Below are 18,831 nucleotides of genomic sequence, written 5' to 3'. Positions count from 1 at the left end.
CCGTCGCCGCCAGGAGACCCCATGCCCACTCGCCGCGCCTTCAACACCGGGTTGCTTGCCATGCTAGGTTCCACCACCCTTGCCGGATGCGCCGTCACCGGCAACAGCGACGCCACGCGCGGCGCCCCTGCCCGCATCACCGCCATCGATACGCATGCGCATGTATTCGAGCGCGGCTTGCCGCTCGCCAATGCGCGCCGCTATGCCCCCACGTATGACGCGCCGCTGCCGGCCTACCTGGCGCAGCTCGACGCGCATGGGGTGTCCCACGGTGTGCTCGTCCAGCCGAGTTTCCTGGGGGTTGACAACAGCTACCTGCTGGCCGCGCTCAAACAGGCGCCGCAGCGCTTGCGCGGTGTGGCCGTGATCGACCCGGCCGCGCCCGAAACGCTGCTCGCGCAGATGAACGCCGAGGGCATCGTCGGCATCCGCCTGAACCTGATCGGTGCGGCAGATCCACAACTGAAATCGCCCGTATGGCAGGCCGCGCTCGCTCGCCTGCATGCGCTCGGTTGGCACGTGGAATTGCATGTCGAGGCACGCCGCCTTCCCACGCTGCTGCAGCCCCTGCTGGAAGCGCAAGTGAACGTGGTGGTCGACCATTTCGGCCGCCCCGATCCCGCGCTCGGTGTAGACGACCCGGGCTTTGCCGCATTGCTTGCCGCGGGCCGCTCCCGTCGCGTGTGGGTAAAGATTTCCGGCGCATACCGCAACGGCGCCAACGGACGCGGCGAAGCCATCGCCGAGGCCGCCATGCCACGGCTGAAAGATGCGCTCGGCCTGGACCGCCTCGTCTGGGGCAGCGACTGGCCGCACACGCAGTTCGAATCGCAGATCAACTACGACAAGATGTGGGCCTTCGCCGGTGTGCTGCTGCCCAGCGCAGCAGACCGCAAGCAGGTGCTGGTCGACACGCCCACGCAGTTGTTCCGCTTCGTCTGAACCCGCAACAGCAGCAGCGCCCCCGCGCGATACCCCATTTCGCGAATCACGAATTTCGCCGCGCGGGCGGCGCTCCTACACTGGCCGCTCCTCATCCCCACAAGCCGCAAGGAGCAGCCATGCAGCAGCATCGACTCGTCGACCAGCAATTCGGCCAGGTCGCCCAGGCCTACCTGACCAGCGCAGTGCACGCGCAGGGCGCCGATCTGGACGCGCTGGCCGCGTTGGCGCAATCGATGCCGCACGCCAAGGTGCTCGATCTGGGCTGCGGCGGCGGGCACGTGAGCTTTGCCATGGCGCCGCACGTGGCTGCCATGGTGGCGTATGACCTGTCGGAAGACATGCTGAACGTGGTGGCCGCCGAAGCAGAGCGTCGCGGCCTTGCGCAGTTGCACACGCAAGCCGGCCGCGCTGAAAACCTGCCCTTTGACGATGCCGCGTTCGACATCGTTGCCACGCGTTTTTCCGCTCACCACTGGTACGACGTGCGCAAATGCCTGGCTGAAGCGCGCCGTGTGCTCAAACCCGGCGGCAAGCTCGTCATCGTGGATATCGTCGCGCCGGAGATACCGCTGCTCGACACGCTGCTGCAGACCGCCGAGGTGCTGCGCGATGCGTCGCACGTGCGCGACTACCGTGTTTCCGAATGGCAGGCCATGCTGGCCGAGGCCGGTTTCCAGCCCGGCACGCCGCGCACGTGGAAGCTGACGATGACCTTCGACAGCTGGATCGCCCGCATTCGCACGCCCCAGGTGCGCGCAGATGCCATCCGCGATCTGTTCGACCGTGCAGCCGACGAAGCACGCACGTACTTTGCCGTGGCGCCCGACCATTCGTTTGCGATCGACGCGATGCTCATCGAGGCGACATGAGGTACGTGAGGGGCTTTGGCGCCTTGATCCCCTCTCATCCTTTTTGTCACACCCGTTCGAGGGGTGCCGCGATGCGACGCCATTTCAGGGTTTCGCTTAATCCTGAATGAAAAAAATGTGATATCGGAACACGTGTACGAACGCGGGGTTGCCGGTAGCCTTCCGGGTTACCGTCGACTCCGGTCGGCATTGGCGCGCGGCCACTGCGCCGACTTCCGATTTCCATGTACGCCCTGTTCCCCGCCTTCGTCTCGTCGCTCTTCCTGTTCTACGGCGTCTACGTCGTGACCACGCGCGGCCGCACGCGCGCGAGCCTGGCGTTTCTCGGCATGACGACGCTCACGTGCCTGTGGCAAGGCATCTGGGCGTTTCTGTTCCAGACCCAAGACGTTGGCACGGCCCAGGTGCTCGCCAAACTCGGTTGGATCGCCATCCTCGTCATGCCGACCATGCTCTACCACTTTGCCGTGGAGGTCGCCGAGGCACAAAGCGAGCGGCGCTGGCTTCTGGTCGCCTATGCGCTGGACGCCGTGCTGATCGCGTTGCTGCTGACCACCGATCTCGTCATCGACGGCGTGCATCAGTTCCACTTCGGCTTCTATCCGAAGGCGGGCCCGCTGGAAGCCGTCCACATCATCCAAACTACCGCGCTGGTTACGCGCGGCATGTGGGTGCTCCACCGCGAGCAGCGACATGCCACCGCAGAAAAACGCAAGCGTTTGCTGACGTGCCTGTTCGGCGTGGGGCTGATTTCGTTGGCGGCGGCTGATTACGCAGTCAACTACGGCATTGCGTTCTACCCGCCGGGTGTGCTGCCGTTGGCCATTGCGCTGGGCATCATCGCCGTGGGCGTGGTCAAGTTTGACTTGATGCGCCCCTACGCACTGGCGGCCACCGTTGCGCACGAGGTGCGCACGCCGCTGACCACCATCCGCTTGCAGGCCGCTGAAATCGCCCGCGCCTGGCCCGACGTCTACCGCGGTTATCAGCTTGCCATCGACAACGGCCTGTGCCAGCCGCCGCAGCATCCGGCGATGCTGGACCGTCTTTCCAAACTGGCGGGGGCCATCACGTCGGAAGTCGCGTCCGCACATAGCGTGATCGAGATGGCCCTGGCCTCCGTCACGCTGGAGCGCCTGGACCGGCGCACCTTCGCGGCACATTCGCTGCACGAATGCGTCGAGACGGCCGTGGCGCAGTATCCGTTCCAGGCCGGTGAGCGCGAACGCGTGCAAGTGCAGCCGTTCAACGCCGACTGGCGTTTCGTGGGCTCCGACACGCTGCTTGTGTATGTGCTCTTCAACCTGCTGAAGAATGCGCTGCATGCCATCCAGATCGCGCGCAAGGGCCACATCGAAATTTCCGCCCGCCAGGATGGAGACGCCTATGTGCTTGTGGTGCGCGACAGCGCCACCGGCATTCCGCCCAGCGTGCAGCGTCGCATCTTCGACCCGTTTTTCTCCACCAAGCATGTCGGCAAGGGTTCGGGCGTGGGGCTGACATTCTGCCGCCGTGTCATGCAGGCATTTGGCGGGCGCATCCAGTGCGAATCGGTGGTTGGGGAATACACGCTGTTCTCCATGCGGTTTCCCCAACCTCCTGCTATCTGACGCTCACATCTTCAAACCGCGTCAGGACACGTGCGCCAGCTCCGGCAGCGTGTCCAGCTCGTACGCCTTCACACGCAGGCGCACGTGTTCCGGCAACCGCTGAATCACGCGCTCGGCGTTGGCGCACACCACCTGCTGATACCCCAGCGACACCAGCCGCCCGCCCGAAACAAACCGGAACACCATGTAGAACGAGCAGGGCTGCACCCGGAATGTGTTCAAGTGGCATTCCACGCGCTGAAACGGGAATGTCTCTTCAACGAATTCCTGATGCGCGAGCTTGGTCACGAAGATCACGCGCCCGCTCATGAGCAGGTCTGCGTCGATGCATTCGTGAAACCACCGTTCGCGCACCACGCCCTGCCACTCGAAATACCGGGCGAAATACGTGTTGGCGTAGGCGTTGGAATCCTTCAGATAGACATCGAAGGCGTGCTGGAACGTCTGCTGCGCAGAAATGGCTTCGGGCAGCTCGGCATTGCGCAGATAGTGGTTGACGACTGTGGCAATGGATTGGCCTGTCGGCATCGCATACTCCAAGAATGGAATTGGCTGCTGGCGGCAGCCGCGCATGCGCGGTGGTCCCGCGCATGTATCCATTCTTCCGATGCACTTGCTGTTGCGTAACAAGGCAATGCCGTAGCCCTACGAATGGGCGGTCTACTCCCGGCCCGCAACACTCCGCAGCCCCGGCGGACTCTGATGAAAGCGGAATGTATTGCGCCCGCTGCGCTTCGCATCGTAGAGCGCCGCATCGGCCCATTCGAACAGAACGTCCACGTGTTCGTCGGCGGGCGTGAGCGTGACGGCGCCGGCTGACAGCGTGACGTACGGCGCGGCAACAGACGCCGCGTGCGGTTCGGCTCGTTCGGCCACCATAGCCACGGCCCGCGCAACCGCCTGCCGGGCCTCGTCGCGGTCCAGGTCAAACAGCATGGCGACAAATTCTTCGCCGCCCACGCGCGCAATGAAGTCATCGGGGTGCCGGCACGCCATGCCCAGCGTGTCGGCCACCATGCGCAGGCAATCGTCGCCGCGCAGGTGGCCGTAGGTGTCGTTGTATTGCTTGAAGCAGTCGATGTCGAACAGCGCCAGCGTGACTGGGCGCTTGTCGCGGCGGGCGTGGTCGAACAATCGCGGGGCCTGCGTTTCAAAAAAGCGGCGATTGAACAACTGCGTGAGTGCGTCGCGGTTGACGTCGTTCTCCAGCACGCTGAGCAAGGCGCGCGTGCGCTGCAGCTCGCCGCGCAGCGCATCCTGGGCGCTGGCCATGCCCGCACGCTGCAACTGCTCGACCGTCACGTCGCGCAGCAGCAGGAAAACGCCGGCATGCCGGCCGCGCGCGTCGCTCAAGCCCTCGAGCGTGACTTCCAGCGTGCGGCCCGTGTCGGGCAGCCAGACTTGGTAGCGGTTGGGCAGGCGCGTACGCTCAAACTCGCGCACGATGCCAGCCACGTTCAGCACGGCGGGCGGCATTGCATGCACCTGTGCAGTCGGCAACAGGTACTTCGCGGCGGCATTGATGCTTGCGATGGAACCATCGCGGGCGAGCACGATGCAACCATCACGCATGGCTTCGATGATCTTGCCGCGGGCATAAGCGGCGGTGTCGCGCAGGCGCGGCCGCAAAACGATCCAGCCGAGCAACGCGGTGCTGACGGCAAACGTGGCGGGTGTGAGATCGCCGCCGAGCGCCGTCGTCCAGCGCTGCAGATAGGCAAGATGCGCGACCAGCGGCAGCAGTTGCCCGATGACAAGCGCCAGCCGCACCTGCGTGCGCGACGACACATAGAGCCCGGAGGCAACTTCGTCGATGGGCAATACCAACAGCACAAGGCTGATGGCCAGCAGCACGTAGTTGTAGGCGGTGGCCACCCAGAACATGCGCCCGTGCTCGAACACCGCGCCCCGTATCCCGTCGATGACGACGAAACGCGCATCAAGCCATACTAGGTGATGCAGTTCATTGGTAGCGACCAGCCCGACGAATCCGGCGCCCACGAGCAGCGCCAGCAGCCAACCCACGCGCACCAGCACCAATGCATTGAGTTCTGGCCGGATGAGGCCAACGACCATGCGCAGCCATGCGGCCGGCACCATCATGATCCCGAGATAGGCGACCTTGGCCCAGCCCACGCGCGCGGGCATGTCAAAGGTCACGACCTCCATGAGGCGCGCGCCGCTCCAGAGCGCGGTACCGAGCGCCAACAGCATGAAGGCGGAGACTTCCGCGTCATCGCGGCGCGGCCATGAGAGGCCGATCAGCGCGATCGAAACGAGCGCAGCGCAAGCCAGGGCAGCGATCAGCATGATCGGCACGCCCGGCGCGCATGGCGATGCCGGCGAATGACGACGCCAGCCGGTTGGTCCACGTGTATTCCCCGTTCGGTTGTTGTTCTTGCAGTGTATTGGGCACTGTTGCCGTGCGATTGACTGCGTGGTGCGCACCCGATCACCTTCCCCTCCCATCGGCAGGAAATGTAAAAACTGAAGGCCCGTGCGGCTTTGCGGCGCATGGCGCGGCGCGTGCTGAGAGGGGCATATCGAGCTGCAGACGAATTCGTTTGCGCGACGTAGAAATCACCTTCGTGCTTGACTGCCGAAAAGCTCGGAGGTGTCACGCGCACCGTGTTTTTTGGGTATTGGGCGCGGAGGCCGTGCTGCGCTTTCCCGCTATGCAGAGGGGGATTGGAGCGTCGCCAATTGGGTGCCGTCAAGCCCTCCGGACGACCCCTGCCACAGGCCGACCGGACAACGTTTTTGCCCTGGCGCGAACGTCCCGTTTCAGATGTCGTGACTTGAGCGACACCGCTATCTTGGCTTCACAAAACGTCGGTATCATCGAACACATGACCGATACCCGCGCCACAGCCCATCTCTATCCTGCGCACGACCTGGCGATCTGCACCGACGCCAACACCGCCGTCGAGCGCATCACCGCCATCTACGAGCGCTCCGCACAAGCGATCCGCGATCGTTTCCACGCCTTTGCGCGCGGAGAGGACTGCAGCGAAGACCTCTCCGCCTGCTACCCCTACCTCGGCATCACCGTCGACCCGAAAACGCTGGTGAGCGACGCGCGGCCGGCGTGGGGCACGGTGGCATATCCGGGCGTGTACGGTACGACGCTCACGCGGCCGGACCTCTTCCGCGATTACTACCGCGTACAGATCGAACGGCTGCTGCACTATCACAACAGCCCCGTCGTGGTGGGCGTGAGCAACCGGCCGATTCCGCTGCCCTTCGTGGTGGAAGCGTCCACCGTAGATATCACGCCCGAACAGGCGCGCGCGCTGGGCGGTGCGTTTACGCTGCCCGACCTCGCACAGATTGACGACTCCATTGCCAACGGCACGTACCGCCCCATCGGCGACGAACCGCAGCCGCTGTCGATGTTCACGGCCGAGCGGGTCGACCTGGCCCTGCAGCGCCTGTACCACTACACCGCCACGCACCCGAAGCACTTCCAGCGCTTCGTGCTGTTCACCAACTACCAGCGCTACGTCGATGAGTTTGCCGCCCTCGGCCGCAAGCTGATGGAAGACGGCAACGACGAGGGCTACATCCGCTTTGTCGAGCCCGGCGACACCGAACACGAACTCGGCACGCCGGCGCCGGACGACTCGCACCGCATCAAGGGCCTGCCGCAAATGCCCGCCTACCACCTGGTGCGCGAAGACCGCCTGGGCGTAACTCTGGTGAACATTGGCGTGGGCCCGTCCAACGCGAAGACCATCACCGACCATCTGGCCGTGCTGCGTCCGCACTGCTGGATGATGATCGGCCACTGCGGCGGTTTGCGCCGTTCGCAGCAGCTGGGCGATTACGTGCTCGCGCACGCCTACGTGCGCGACGACCATGTGCTCGATCAGGATCTGCCGCCGTGGGTGCCCGTGCCCCCCATCGCCGAGATTCAGGTGGCACTGCAGGAGGCTGTAGCGCGCATCACGGGGCTGTCGGGCGCCGACATGAAATCGCGCATGCGCACCGGCACGGTGGTCTCCACCGACGACCGCAACTGGGAGCTGAAGTACCAGGCGCTGTACAGCCGCTTCAATCAGTCGCGCGCGATTGCCATCGACATGGAAAGCGCGACGATTGCCGCCAACGGCTTCCGCCTGCGCGTGCCCTACGGCACCCTGCTGTGCGTGTCGGACAAGCCGCTGCACGGCGAGCTGAAGCTGCGCGGCATGGCCAACCTGTTCTATCGCCAGCGTGTCAGCCAGCATTTGGACATCGGCATGGAGGCCGTGCGCCTGTTGCGCGAAAGTGGCGTTGAAGCGCTGCACTCGCGCAAGCTGCGCAGCTTTGACGAGCCCGCGTTCCGGTAGCGCGGGTCAGCGCGGGGGCTGCTCCGGCAGCGCCTCGCGCAGGAAGTCGAGAAACACCCGCACCACCTCGGGCAAGGTGCGGCCCGCCAGGGTCTGCAGTTCCACCGTCCGCCCGCGCATGCCGCGCTCGCGGATCTCCGCGGCGTGCAGCTCACCCCGCTGCACGCGCTCGCGCACCGTGATTTCCCCAGCGATGCCCAAGCCGCCGCCTTGCAGCACGAAACTCAACAGCCCATCGAAGCGGTTGCTGACCAGCACCGGCTCGAACACGAGCCCGCGTTGACTGCAGCCCATGTCGAACAGCTGGCGCACCGTGTTGTCCGGCCCCGAAAGCGCAATTGGAAATGGGTGCATCTGCGCCAGCGTCACGCTGCTGAACTTCGCCAGCGGGTGGTCGGGCCGCATGATGGCAAACACTGAGCCACGCTGCTGATACGCCACACGAATGCCGTGCACGGCGGCGCGACTGTAGGTCAAGCCGATGTCCACGTCGCCACGCAAGACGGCCTCTGTCACGCGCATCGGCTCTTCTGCGCGCAGATCGAACTGAATGCCCGGATGCCGCTCCCGAAACGCCACGATGGCGCGTGGCACAAACTCGATCGCAAAGCCATCGGAGCACGCGATGCGCACGCGGCCTCGCTGCAGCCCTTGCAGGCGCTGAATATCCGAGACCACGCGCTCTGCCTCCAGGGCCCCGCGCAGCGCATGCGCGGCGAGCAGCTCGCCCGCTGCGCTGGCCCGCATACCGCGCGGTTGCCGCTCGAACAGCGGCACGCCCAGAAGCTCTTCAAGCATGGCCACTTGCCGGCTGATGGCCGATGCGCTGACGTGCAGGCGCGCGGCCGCCTCCGTCAACGAGCCAGTGCGCACAACCTCGAGAAAATAGCGGAGGGACGTCTCCTGCAGGCGATGAGATGACATAAGCGATGTAGGCGCGGGCCCTTTTTCTTTGCAGAAAACGCAAAGATATCCCAAGAAAATTCTAATGGTCAAAAAGGTGTGGTATGCGCAGACTCACCCGGAACTGTTCGACCAGCGGAGTGTCCTGATGCCCCTTCAGCAAGCAGCCCGTCAAACGACCGCGCACCGCGCTTCCCATCGCCTCCGGGCCGTGGTGCCGGCCCTCATGCTCGGTGCCGCTGGCCTAGCCGGCGCCGCCGAGCTGTCTACGGCAGACGCCGAACGCCATGCCCAGGCAACCTACCGCGAATACTTCGAGCTGCTTTCCCTGCCCAACGACGCCATCGCGCCAGAGGATGTTCGCAAGAATGCCGATTGGCTGGAGCAGGCGTTCCGCAAGCGTGGCTTCACGACCCAACAGTTGGCGAACAACGGCAAACCGATGCTCTACGCCGAGCTGCCGAACCCGGACGCTGCCCGCAAAACGGTGCTGTTCTACATGCATCTCGACGGCCAGCCCGTGATTCCCGCGCAGTGGGCACAGAAGAGCCCGTGGACACCCGTGCTCAAGCACAAGACCGCTCAGGGCAACTGGGAAGAGATCGACTCGGCGCAGTTGTTCAGCGGCCCGCTCGATCCGGAATGGCGTGTCTTCGGCCGTTCGTCTGCCGACGACAAGGGCCCGATCATGATGATGCTGGCCGCCCTTGACGCATTGAAGGCCGGCGGCGGCCAGCCCGCCGTCAACATCAAGATCATTCTCGACAGCGAGGAAGAGAAAGGCTCGCCGTCGATCAGCAAGGTCATGCAGGCAAACCGCGAGCTGCTGCGCTGCGACGCCATCGTCATCCACGACGGCCCCATGCACGCGACCAACCGGCCAACGCTGGTCTTTGGAAACCGCGGCGCGGCCGAAGCCCGGCTGACCGTCTATGGCGGCAAGGTGCCGTTGCACAGCGGGCACTACGGAAACTACGCCCGCAACCCGGCCCAGCAGTTAGCCAATCTGCTGGCATCGATGAAGAACGACGAGGGCCGGGTGACGGTGCCGGGCTATTACGACCACGTGAAGATCAGTGCGGCCGACCGCAAGATCATGGCCGCCGTGCCCGACGACCAGGCAGCGCTCAACAAGCGCCTGGGCATTGCGCATGCCGACAAGGTCGGCGCCAATTACCAGGAAGCGATGCAGTACCCATCGTTGAACGTGCGCGGCATGGCGTCTGCGGCCGTGGGCGACAAGGTGGCGAACATCGTGCCCGACAAGGCCGTCGCCGAACTCGACCTGCGCACCACGCCAGACTCCACTGCGGCCTACCTCGGCAAGCTGATCGAGCAGCACGTCGAGCGCCAGGGCTACCACCTCGTCAAGAACGCGCCGACGGATGAAGAGCGCAGCCGTTACGACAAACTGGCCACCTTCACGTATCAGAGCGAAGGTGCAGACGCTGCCGGTTCGCCGATCGACTCGGCAGTGGGAACATGGGCCTACAAATCGCTGACCGACACGTTTGGTGCCAACCCGGCGCCGGTTCGCATCCGCATGATGGGCGGGACCGTGCCCACCGCAGAAATCGTCGGTGTGCTGCAGGTGCCCTTCGCGATCATTCCGCTGGTCAATGCCGATAACAATCAGCACGCTGCCAACGAGAACCTCCGGATGGGCAACTACGTGAGCGGCGTGCGCACGATCTACGGCCTGCTGACGCACCCGCTCTGACGGGCCACTCTGCCTATGCGGGGCGAAACAGCCCATGCAGCCCGAGCGGCGCCACGCCGTTCAGGCTTGCCATGGCGACGGGCCCCGCAGAAACACTCTGTGCATCGAACGCCGTCAATCTGGTGCAGCCGGCGTCTACATCGAACACCGTGCCGATCAGCCAGCCCTCGCCTTCACGCGCACTGGCCGATGCCGGCACGAACACGTGTTCTTCCACCAGCGTGCGGTGCCCGAAGCGGTACTGCTGCACCTGCCCCGAATTCGTATCGACGCGCATGACGGTGTCGAATCCATTCAGCGGCTGAGAGCTGCTGCTGGACGACGGCGCCGTGTGGGCCACCATGAACAGCGCGTGATGACGCTGCGCGGTGCGGCGTGTGTCGATCTTAGGGAATTCGGCCACATGCTCGGTGCTGAACTGCTCGGCGCGGCCGGTGCGCAGGTTCAACTGCACTTGCGTAAGGCGAGCGCCGGGCGACGGACGAATCTGCCCGCGCATCAATTCACGCAGCGACGTGGTGACGACCGAGGCATCGTCCGAGCGGATGTAATCGAGATGGACCTCCAGCCCATCCGGCGACGACCATGCATTGCCCAGATGGAAGACGAAGCCGGCCGGCAACTGCAGCCAACGCATGCGCGTGACGTCGTCCTTGTCGAGCACGAGCACACGCATGCCCAGCTCCGGCCGCCAGACATGGGAATCCAAAAACGACTTGCCTGCGCGCGAGCGTTCCACGTCGTACACGAACGGCGGCAGCAGAAACACCAGATGGCGCTGCGTTACTGCAAAGTCATGCACCATCGCCACGTCCGGCACCTTGAGCGTTTCCACACGTTTGAGTGCGCCGTCCGCACCGACGCAGTAGACGGTCAGCAGACTGGCCGCGCTGCTCACGCCAAAATTCCATAGCGTGCCGTCGGCTTCGACCTTGGGATGGGCGGAAAACGGCATGCCCTTGTAGTCGTCGCGCCAGGTCTGCACCCCCAGCGTGCGCAGTGAATCGGGATCGACACGCGTGGCCGAGCCACCTTCCCACAGCGCGAGCATCTCGTCGCCGTGCATCACCAGGCTGGTGTTGGCCACATTGATGCTGTCAGGCGATGCAACCGGCTCCATGTCGGGGTTGGCGGTGCCGAACGTCGCGCGCAACGGCCGGCCGGCGGCGGTGTCGGCAACAAACTTGTCGGTGCGCACAAACACGCCGCGGTGCGTCACACCCTGCTCGCTGATGTCGTAGCGCTGGATCATGCCGTCGCCATCAAACAGATGGTGGTAACGCACGCCGCCGATCTCATGCCGCGCTGGGCCATTTCGATAGAACGCGCCGCGCAACGCGGGCGGGAACCTGCCTTCCACTTTCAGCGCGCGAGTCGGCATGTCGGCACTGACGCCCTGGTAACCCGCCAGCCACGGATACTGCGCGCGCGCCGCTGCAAACCCCGCAGCCCACGGGTCCGGGGTAGCGGCCATTACATCGGTCAGGGTCAAGCCAAACGGTGCGGCGCCCAAGGCCGCAATGAAGGATCGGCGTTGCATGACGGGGCCTCGCTCAACATCAATGCAAGTGAATCGTCACGCGCTGGTCGCCCTGCACGTCGATGGCAGCATCGTCAAATGCGGGCGGGCCGAAGCGGCCGCGTGCATCGCGGCTAAAACCGTAAGGCTCAATGGGAATGCCGGCCGGGTTGGTGCCGAGCTTGGCGTCGTTGTTGGCATCATGGAAGACCGACAACGCGTAGCGCCCCGCCGGCAAATCCGGATACACGAAGGTGACGCTTGCGCCGGACACGCTATCGAGCGCAGCAATGTCAGCCCGGATGGCCGAATCGGGCTTGAGCCAGCCCGCGGCGTCGCGGAACATCGCCGCGCGCACGGCGCCCTGGCGCCCTTGTGCGCCTTCCACCACCACAGTCAGCGTCGCGGCGGATGCACTTGCTGCAAGTGCTGTCAGCATCAGGGCCAGCGCAAGGCGCGGCAAAGAAAACATGGCAGTCATGAACGTCTCCTGTGGGCCCGGCGATGCGTTTGCAGGCCGGCGATCAGGAGGCAATGTAGACAGAGACGTCAGGACAGTCAGCGCGGATGCGACGAAGTGCAGATGCCACGGCGCAAACGGTCGCTTGGGAGAGATGAGCGCATCACTGCAGCTTGAAGGGAGCACGTCAGAGGTGCTGACTAAAACGCCCGCGAGGTCGGCGGGCGCTTTGTGGGGTGATGCTAATGCGGCAAGCTAGACAAGCGGTGCTCGGCCAGCAACACACTCGCACTCAGGGCAAGCTGGGCGGAGATGAAGCCTTCCGGCATCTCAACGTCTTCCCAGTCACACACGATGTGGCCGGCGCGACAGACTTGGAAACGGGCCGTCCATCGATGATCGTCGCGTTGCAGCGGATCAACGACGATGACATGCGCTCCATGTGTCACTTCCTGAATCGCCATTGTGATTCCCCCGTTCGTGATCGTTGGGAGACCACCTTAGCAAAGGCACATGACACAAATCTGTCCGCCGCCCACCTACAAATGGGGGAGGACGCACCTCATCCGACCAGCGGATCGGACCGGGCAGACGAGCGCGTGCCAGGCAACGGATGGTTATTGGGGCCGTAATACGTGAACACCGCCGAGAACTTGACAGCGCCCGTCTGGTTGGCGCGGGCCGCATGGAAGGTGTTGCAGTGGAAGAGCAGCACGTCGCCGGGTAGCAGCGGCACGGGGCGCGCGGTGTCGATCAGCGCGCGATTCTCTGGCAGCTCCTGGCGCAGGAACAGCTTCGCATCGAACCGATCCGCAGGCAGCTCAAGCGTGTGGCTGCCGGGGATCACCCACAGGCAGCCGTTGTCGACCGTCTCTTCCACCAAGGCCAGCCACGACGACACCAGCGCGTTGCGTGCGAACGACCAGTAGCGGCTGTCGCGGTGCCAATGCGTGGCGGTGCCAAACGCGGGGTGCTTCGTCATCACGCAGTTGTGGTGCGCGAGCGAAAGATGCACGGGGCTACCAATCAGTTGCGCAATTGCGCCGGCCACGCGTGGGTCGCGCGCCCATTCCGTATAAGGCGTGCCGCGTGAATCTGCGTCGAGCAGGCGGCGCACCGTCTGGCCCCCTTCGGCTTCGCGCGAGAGTGGTGCCCCGGCATAGCCGACGTCGGTTTCCAGCTCCACCGGCGCTTCAGCGCGGGCCAGCCCGTCCTGCGCGGCCGCAAGCAACGCGGCGCTCACCTGCTGGCTGACGAAGCCCCGCAACACGACGTAGCCGTGCTCCTTGAAGAAGGCTTGTTGCTCGTCGGAAAGCGGGTGGGCGTGGGTGGCGGTGGGGGCAGACGCGGACATGGTGGAAAAAGCGTACAGAGACGGCGAAAGACAACGAGTGTAACGCGCCGCCGTATGCGTTGCAGGCCCGCCCCACGACTGGCCTGCTCAGGATCAAACGCAATGCGCGTTGTCCCGATCGGGCTTTACCAAAAGGCTTGTTGGCCCGACAGCCGGAAATATTTTGCAATCACCATCAACCCGAGTAAGCGCTCCTGATCGCGATTCATGAATTGCGCCACCCAGCGATTGGCGTTGCGGACGATCGCCAGTGCATCGCCCGGGTGCTTCCGGTAATGCTCCATTTTCTCCTGAAGATCAGAATAATCGTCCTTCAGCAAAACATAATGCACATCCGGAATCAGCCTCCCCTCCATGAACCACGTCTCATACCGGGGGCGCCTCATAAAGCAAAGCGAATTGGAGGACATGATCCATTTGAGGTTCGTCGCAACGTCGTTCCCCTCAACGCTCACAATGAACTTGTATTGCAATTGCTCGGCAATCGTCATGGGAGACTTGTAAGTCGCCTTCCCAAGCTCTGATTTTCGAGTATCGCCAATATCAACGTTTGCCAAGTCGTGACAACGCTCGACAAACGCTTTGCGATGTTCTTGGTGGCAAGGACCGCGAAAAACCGCCATGGGCTTCTTGTCGTGAAAATCGATCGTGTCGCGCGCCAGTGAAAAATGCCGGATGGCGTCCAGCTTCAAGAGAATCCCATTATGGGAGCTGCTCTTGATGGGGCGGCTTTTCACAAATGCCGGGTGAATCGGCTCGGCCGTCACGTCGCCGCAGTCGTAGTCGAAGCAGTAGCCCGGGCCAAAATAGTCCATCAGATCGACAAGATCATAGAAATAGGTGCTGCCTATTTCACGGCCCTTGTTCACAATGGTGCTGGTTGAAGATTTCAACAAGAACCTTGAATACTCGACGGCATTGCGGCTTGGGTCGAATGACTCCGAAATCGAGTTGTAATAACTCAATCGATCGATGATATCTTGCATGCCACTGTGAGCGCCTTTTCTTTTCAGGAGAGTCTCGGCTCTTCCATTTTTTGTAGCGCGCGCCAGGAAATGGCTTGAAGCATTCGAAAAGTAATACCAGAATTTTCTTGCAGAGAATCTGCTCAAGCGGTATTTGAGATGACGCATGAACCAAAAGTTGCCGCGGAAATTGAACCCCAGGGCGTCGCTTTCGAGCGAAATGTTCCAGCCCCCAATACGCAGATAAAGTAGCGCATGAACCACTTTCTGCCCGCCGCTGACGCACGGTGCGGCCGATCGTGCATCTGCCACCAGACGGCACATCGACCCCGTTTGCCACTCGCATTCGCGGCGGCCCTCACTTTACCGTAAGTACCCTGCGGCTCATTGTGTTTCTTGGGGCCGAGCCGCCCGCTTCGGCAGTCGCCCCGCTTCCCGTCGCTCGGCTGTTGTCCCGGCGTAACACTTTGCTGCCGTCCGAGGCTGAACGCGCCATGTCAGCCTCGGCCACGGCATTGACGGGGCGGGCAGCCGACAGGCGCCCGCCTTCGTGTTATTGCACGTCCAATGCGGTCACGGTCAACGCACCATTCACCTTCTCGGCGACAAAGCGCACTTTGCTGCCAACCTGCACTTTGGCGAGCATTGCCGGATCCTGGACTCGGAACACCATCGTCATGGGTTCCATACCGAGGTTCTCAAGCGGGCCGTGCTTGATGGTCAGCTTGCCCGCAGCGGTGTCGATCTTCTTGATCTCACCTTCTGACATCGGGGCAGCAGCGGCAGCCGCAGGGGCGGAAGCGGCATCTTCAGCCGCGTGAACAAACGGTGCACCGGCCAGCAGCACGGTCAGCATCAGGGCGTGACGAAACATCTTGGGCTCCTTGTTCAAAGACGGGGTCGGGAAGAAATCAGGATTTGTTGCCGCGCACCTGCACGGCGCCGCGCATGCCGGCTTCGAAATGTCCGGGCTGCAGACACGCAAAATCGACGGAGCCGGTGCGCGTGAAGTGCCAGACGATCTCGCCGCGCTGTCCTGGGTCAACGGTGACGGCGTTGCCGTCGGCGTGCTCCATCTCGGGGTGCTTGCGCATCTGCTCGGCATGGGCTGCGAGGTCGGCCGGCGTGCCCAGCGTCATCTCGTGCCGCACGTGGCCGGTGTTGACGACTTCGAAGCGGATCGTCTCGCCGCGCTGCACCGTGATCTGGGCAGGCGTGAAGCGCATGGTGTCGGCCATGTCGACACGCACGGTGCGTGAGATGTGGGCGGCGTCGCCGGGTTCGCCGATGGCTGCATCGTCATGATCATGCCCGCCGGCGTGACTGCCGGATGCGTGAGCGATAGCGGCCATCGACATCAGCGCGGCCAGGAAAGTGGAACGGATCAGATTGCGTTGCATGTTGGGTCTCGTATTGGATGTGGATTCAGGCATTTGCTCAGTCGTCGATGCCGATGCCGGTGTATTCGTAGGCGACGGTGCCCTTGGGGTGCTTGTACCAACCGGGGTCTGCGTAGCTGTTGCGCGGCAGATCGCGGCGCACCTTCATCACCGTGAACATGCCGCCCATTTCAATGGCGCCGAACGGGCCCTGCCCCGTCATCATCGGCAGCGTGTTGTCGGGCAGCGGCATTTCCATCTCGCCCATGTCGGCCATGCCGGCCTGGCCCATGCCCATGTAGTCGGGCACCAGCGCGTTCATCTTCTTGGCGAGGTCTTTCTGCTGCACGCCGATCATGGTCGGCACGTTGTGCCCCATGGCGTTCATGGTGTGGTGCGACTTGTGGCAGTGGAAGGCCCAGTCGCCGGGGTTGTCGGCAATGAACTCGATCGCGCGCATCTGGCCCACGGCAATGTCGGTCGTCACCTCCGGCCAGCGCGCGCTGGGCTGGACCCAGCCGCCGTCGGTGCCAGCCACTTCGAAGGTGTGGCCATGCAGGTGCATCGGGTGGTTTGTCATCGTGAGGTTGCCCATGCGGATGCGCACGCGATCGCCAAGGCGTACGGGCAAGGGGTCGATGCCGGGGAAGACGCGGCTGTTCCACGTCCACATGTTGAAGTCGGTCATCTGGGCCACGCGCGGCGTGTATGACCCCGGGTCGATGTCGTACGCGGCGAGCAGGAAGACAAAGTCGCGGTCGACACGGTGCTGCGCCGGGTCTTTCGGATGCACGACGATAAAGCCCATCATGCCCATCGCCATCTGCACCATCTCGTCGGAATGCGGGTGATACATGAAGGTGCCGGACTTCTTCATCTCGAACTCGTAGACGAAGGTCTTGCCCGGTGGAATGTGCGGCTGCGACAGGCCGCCCACGCCGTCCATGCCGGCGGGCAGGATCATGCCGTGCCAGTGCACCGTGGTGTGCTCGGGAAGCTTGTTGGTGACGAAGATGCGCACGCGATCACCTTCCACGCATTCGATCGTCGGGCCGGGGCTCTGGCCGTTGTAGCCCCATAGGTGGCCCGTCATACCGGGCGCAAACTCGCGCTCGACCGGCTCGGCGACGAGGTGGAACTCCTTCCAGCCGCCGCGCATGCGCCACGGCAGCGTCCAGCCGTTGAGCGTGACGACGGGGTTGTACGGCCGGCCGTTGGGCGGCGCGAGCGGGGGCTGTGTGGCGGGCTTTGATTGGAGCGGTGCTTCAGGCAGCGAGGCAGCGCCGGCGCGCGAGACCATCGCCGCGCCCAGCATGGCCGCGCCCGTGCCGCCGAGAAATTGACGTCGGGAAACCATGTTCAGTGTCCTTCAGGAGAGTTGGGCGCAGGAGCGGCCGCGTTCGCCTCGGCCGGCGGCAACTTGCCGCCCAGCGCCATCTGCAAATCGGTCTGGGCAATCCAGTACCCGCGCAGCGCGTCGATGTAGCCGTTCACCGCATTCACCTGCTCGCGCGCATCGGCCAGCAGCTCGAACACGCTCACGAGCATGCCGTTGTAGCGCAGCAGCATCTCGTCGGAGATGCTCTTGCGCACGGGCACCACCTCGTCGCGATAGTGGCGGGTAAGGTCATATGCCGTCTGATAGCGTACATACGATTCGCGCACTTCGGAGCGCGCCCGCACCGCCGTGTCGGCAAGCTGATCGGCCGCCTGCATGTAGATCGACTGCGCGCGCGCCACACGGGCGCCGCCCCAGTCGAAGAGCGGGATCTCGATGCCGATCTCGTAGCCCGTTTCGCGTGGCTCGTTGGATTTGCTATTGCGCACGTAACCGAGGTCGAGCACGTTGATGAAGCGCGTTGCCTTTGTGAGCCCCAGCGACGACGCCAACCCCTCGACCTGCAACTTGCCCGCCTGGATGTCGAGCCGATTGCGCAACGCGTAGGCCTCGATCTGCTGCAGCTCGGGGCGATCCTTCGGCAGGTCGGGCAGCCGATCCGGCAACTGGAAGCCGGTATCTGCGCCCCACACCCCAAGCTGGCGAATCAACGCCTCCCGTTCCGCCTGCGCCTGCTGACGCGTGCGCGCAAGGGTGGCGGTCGCTTCCGCATAGAAGGCCTGTTCGCGTGCACGATCCAGCTTGCTGAAGTTGCCTGCGGAAGCCAGACGCTTGGCGAACTCGGCACCGGCTTCTGCGGCTTGCTGAACCTGCTCCGCATAGCGTGCGGATTGCTCCGCCGCCACGGCATTGACGTATGCGCGGCGTGTATCGGCGGCCACCTGCAGCATCTGGTTGGCGACCAGCAGCTTGGTCTGCTCGAAATATCGGCTCTCAATGCGCGTGGCCATCGGCAGCGTCAGCAGGTTCAGGAACGACAGCGAGAACGTGCGCTCGATCGACAGGTCATCACCGCTGCGTGTGCGTTTGAAACTGAAGCCGGGATTCGGCAAGCGGCTGGCCTGCACGAGCGCGGCTTCGGATAAACCCAACTCCGCATATGAAGCCTGCAGGCCACGGTTGTTCAGCAACGCGATCTGCACGGCGCTGTCCATCGTCAGCGGCTGGGCGAGCAGCTCGTGCGTGCGTTGCGCGGCGCTGTCGCGGGCTTCTGGTGAACGCTGCCACGTGGCGTCTTTGCCGAGCCGATCGCGCGCCACGTCGGCAACGGTCTTGAAGCCGCTGTCTTGCGTGATGGTGGCGCAGCCGCCCAGCAGCAGCGTGGCGGCCAGCGCGCACAGGGCGAGACGGCGTGTGGATGATCTGAGCACGGCGCCT

At 63.9% G+C, this 18,831-nt stretch carries 17 protein-coding genes; 5 read left to right on the top strand and 12 right to left on the bottom strand.

The annotated features are described in order from the left end of the window. Positions 1 to 21: 21 nt before the first annotated feature. From BM136_RS20470 to BM136_RS20460, 3 genes are all read left to right on the top strand, one after another. A complete protein-coding gene (locus BM136_RS20470) occupies positions 22 to 942 on the top strand; it encodes an amidohydrolase family protein (protein ID WP_092974937.1) in 921 nt (306 codons plus the stop codon). A 119-nt stretch (positions 943 to 1,061) separates the two neighbouring features. Next, positions 1,062 to 1,814: a class I SAM-dependent methyltransferase gene (locus BM136_RS20465; protein ID WP_092974935.1), complete on the top strand. Its 753-nt coding sequence runs from the start codon at positions 1,062 to 1,064 to the stop codon at positions 1,812 to 1,814. Between the two features lie 224 nt (positions 1,815 to 2,038). After that, a complete protein-coding gene (locus tag BM136_RS20460) occupies positions 2,039 to 3,424 on the top strand; it encodes a sensor histidine kinase (RefSeq protein WP_092974932.1) in 1,386 nt (461 codons plus the stop codon). 21 nt (positions 3,425 to 3,445) lie between these two features. On the opposite strand, the gene BM136_RS20455 is transcribed toward BM136_RS20460, so the two are convergent. Beyond that, entirely contained in the window at positions 3,446 to 3,952 is a 507-nt protein-coding gene (locus BM136_RS20455) for an acyl-CoA thioesterase (RefSeq protein WP_024978265.1), read from the bottom strand. Positions 3,953 to 4,084: 132 nt separating this feature from the next. Next, the gene (locus BM136_RS20450; RefSeq protein ID WP_092975106.1) at positions 4,085 to 5,734 is read right to left on the bottom strand and encodes a diguanylate cyclase domain-containing protein; all 1,650 of its coding nucleotides are present in this window, start codon (positions 5,732 to 5,734) and stop codon (positions 4,085 to 4,087) included. Positions 5,735 to 6,273: 539 nt separating this feature from the next. Between BM136_RS20450 and BM136_RS20445 the strand changes: the two genes are divergently transcribed. After that, positions 6,274 to 7,755: an AMP nucleosidase gene (locus BM136_RS20445; protein WP_092975103.1), complete on the top strand. Its 1,482-nt coding sequence runs from the start codon at positions 6,274 to 6,276 to the stop codon at positions 7,753 to 7,755. 6 nt (positions 7,756 to 7,761) lie between these two features. Here BM136_RS20445 and BM136_RS20440 read toward each other — a convergent pair whose 3' ends face one another. Further along, the gene (locus BM136_RS20440) at positions 7,762 to 8,679 is read right to left on the bottom strand and encodes a LysR family transcriptional regulator (protein WP_092974929.1); all 918 of its coding nucleotides are present in this window, start codon (positions 8,677 to 8,679) and stop codon (positions 7,762 to 7,764) included. Positions 8,680 to 8,743: 64 nt separating this feature from the next. On the opposite strand from BM136_RS20440, the gene BM136_RS20435 reads away from it, so the two are divergent. Then, positions 8,744 to 10,378 (top strand): M20/M25/M40 family metallo-hydrolase, encoded by a 1,635-nt coding sequence (locus tag BM136_RS20435; RefSeq protein ID WP_092974926.1) that lies wholly within the window; start codon positions 8,744 to 8,746, stop codon positions 10,376 to 10,378. A gap of 13 nt (positions 10,379 to 10,391) precedes the next feature. Here BM136_RS20435 and BM136_RS20430 read toward each other — a convergent pair whose 3' ends face one another. The 9 genes from BM136_RS20430 to BM136_RS20390 form a co-directional block, all read right to left on the bottom strand. Continuing rightward, positions 10,392 to 11,918 (bottom strand): carotenoid oxygenase family protein, encoded by a 1,527-nt coding sequence (locus tag BM136_RS20430; protein WP_092974923.1) that lies wholly within the window; start codon positions 11,916 to 11,918, stop codon positions 10,392 to 10,394. 19 nt (positions 11,919 to 11,937) lie between these two features. Then, complete coding sequence (locus BM136_RS20425; protein ID WP_092974920.1) at positions 11,938 to 12,378, bottom strand: DUF2141 domain-containing protein; 441 nt, start codon at positions 12,376 to 12,378, stop codon at positions 11,938 to 11,940. A gap of 221 nt (positions 12,379 to 12,599) precedes the next feature. Further along, positions 12,600 to 12,821: a hypothetical protein gene (locus tag BM136_RS20420; protein WP_092974917.1), complete on the bottom strand. Its 222-nt coding sequence runs from the start codon at positions 12,819 to 12,821 to the stop codon at positions 12,600 to 12,602. A 98-nt stretch (positions 12,822 to 12,919) separates the two neighbouring features. Further along, a complete protein-coding gene (locus BM136_RS20415) occupies positions 12,920 to 13,711 on the bottom strand; it encodes a phytanoyl-CoA dioxygenase family protein (RefSeq protein ID WP_092974914.1) in 792 nt (263 codons plus the stop codon). A gap of 125 nt (positions 13,712 to 13,836) precedes the next feature. Beyond that, positions 13,837 to 15,000 (bottom strand): glycosyl transferase family 90, encoded by a 1,164-nt coding sequence (locus BM136_RS20410; RefSeq protein WP_254775707.1) that lies wholly within the window; start codon positions 14,998 to 15,000, stop codon positions 13,837 to 13,839. A 229-nt stretch (positions 15,001 to 15,229) separates the two neighbouring features. Then, on the bottom strand, positions 15,230 to 15,550 hold the full coding sequence (locus tag BM136_RS20405; RefSeq protein ID WP_092974911.1) for a copper-binding protein: 321 nt from the start codon (positions 15,548 to 15,550) through the stop codon (positions 15,230 to 15,232). Positions 15,551 to 15,587: 37 nt separating this feature from the next. After that, positions 15,588 to 16,076 carry a cupredoxin domain-containing protein gene (locus BM136_RS20400; protein WP_092974908.1) on the bottom strand — a complete coding sequence of 163 codons (489 nt, stop codon included), beginning with the start codon at positions 16,074 to 16,076 and terminating at the stop codon, positions 15,588 to 15,590. Between the two features lie 37 nt (positions 16,077 to 16,113). After that, positions 16,114 to 17,412, bottom strand: a complete 1,299-nt coding sequence (locus tag BM136_RS20395; RefSeq protein ID WP_092974905.1) for a copper oxidase — start codon at positions 17,410 to 17,412, stop codon at positions 16,114 to 16,116. A 2-nt stretch (positions 17,413 to 17,414) separates the two neighbouring features. Next, positions 17,415 to 18,824 (bottom strand): TolC family protein, encoded by a 1,410-nt coding sequence (locus tag BM136_RS20390; RefSeq protein WP_092974902.1) that lies wholly within the window; start codon positions 18,822 to 18,824, stop codon positions 17,415 to 17,417. Positions 18,825 to 18,831: the final 7 nt, after the last annotated feature.

It is taken from the genome of Ralstonia sp. NFACC01 (assembly GCF_900115545.1).
Classification (GTDB): Bacteria; Pseudomonadota; Gammaproteobacteria; order Burkholderiales; family Burkholderiaceae; genus Ralstonia; species Ralstonia mojiangensis.
The sequence above is the reverse complement of the archived record's forward strand: the minus strand, read 5'-3'. Positions and strand labels throughout refer to the sequence as shown.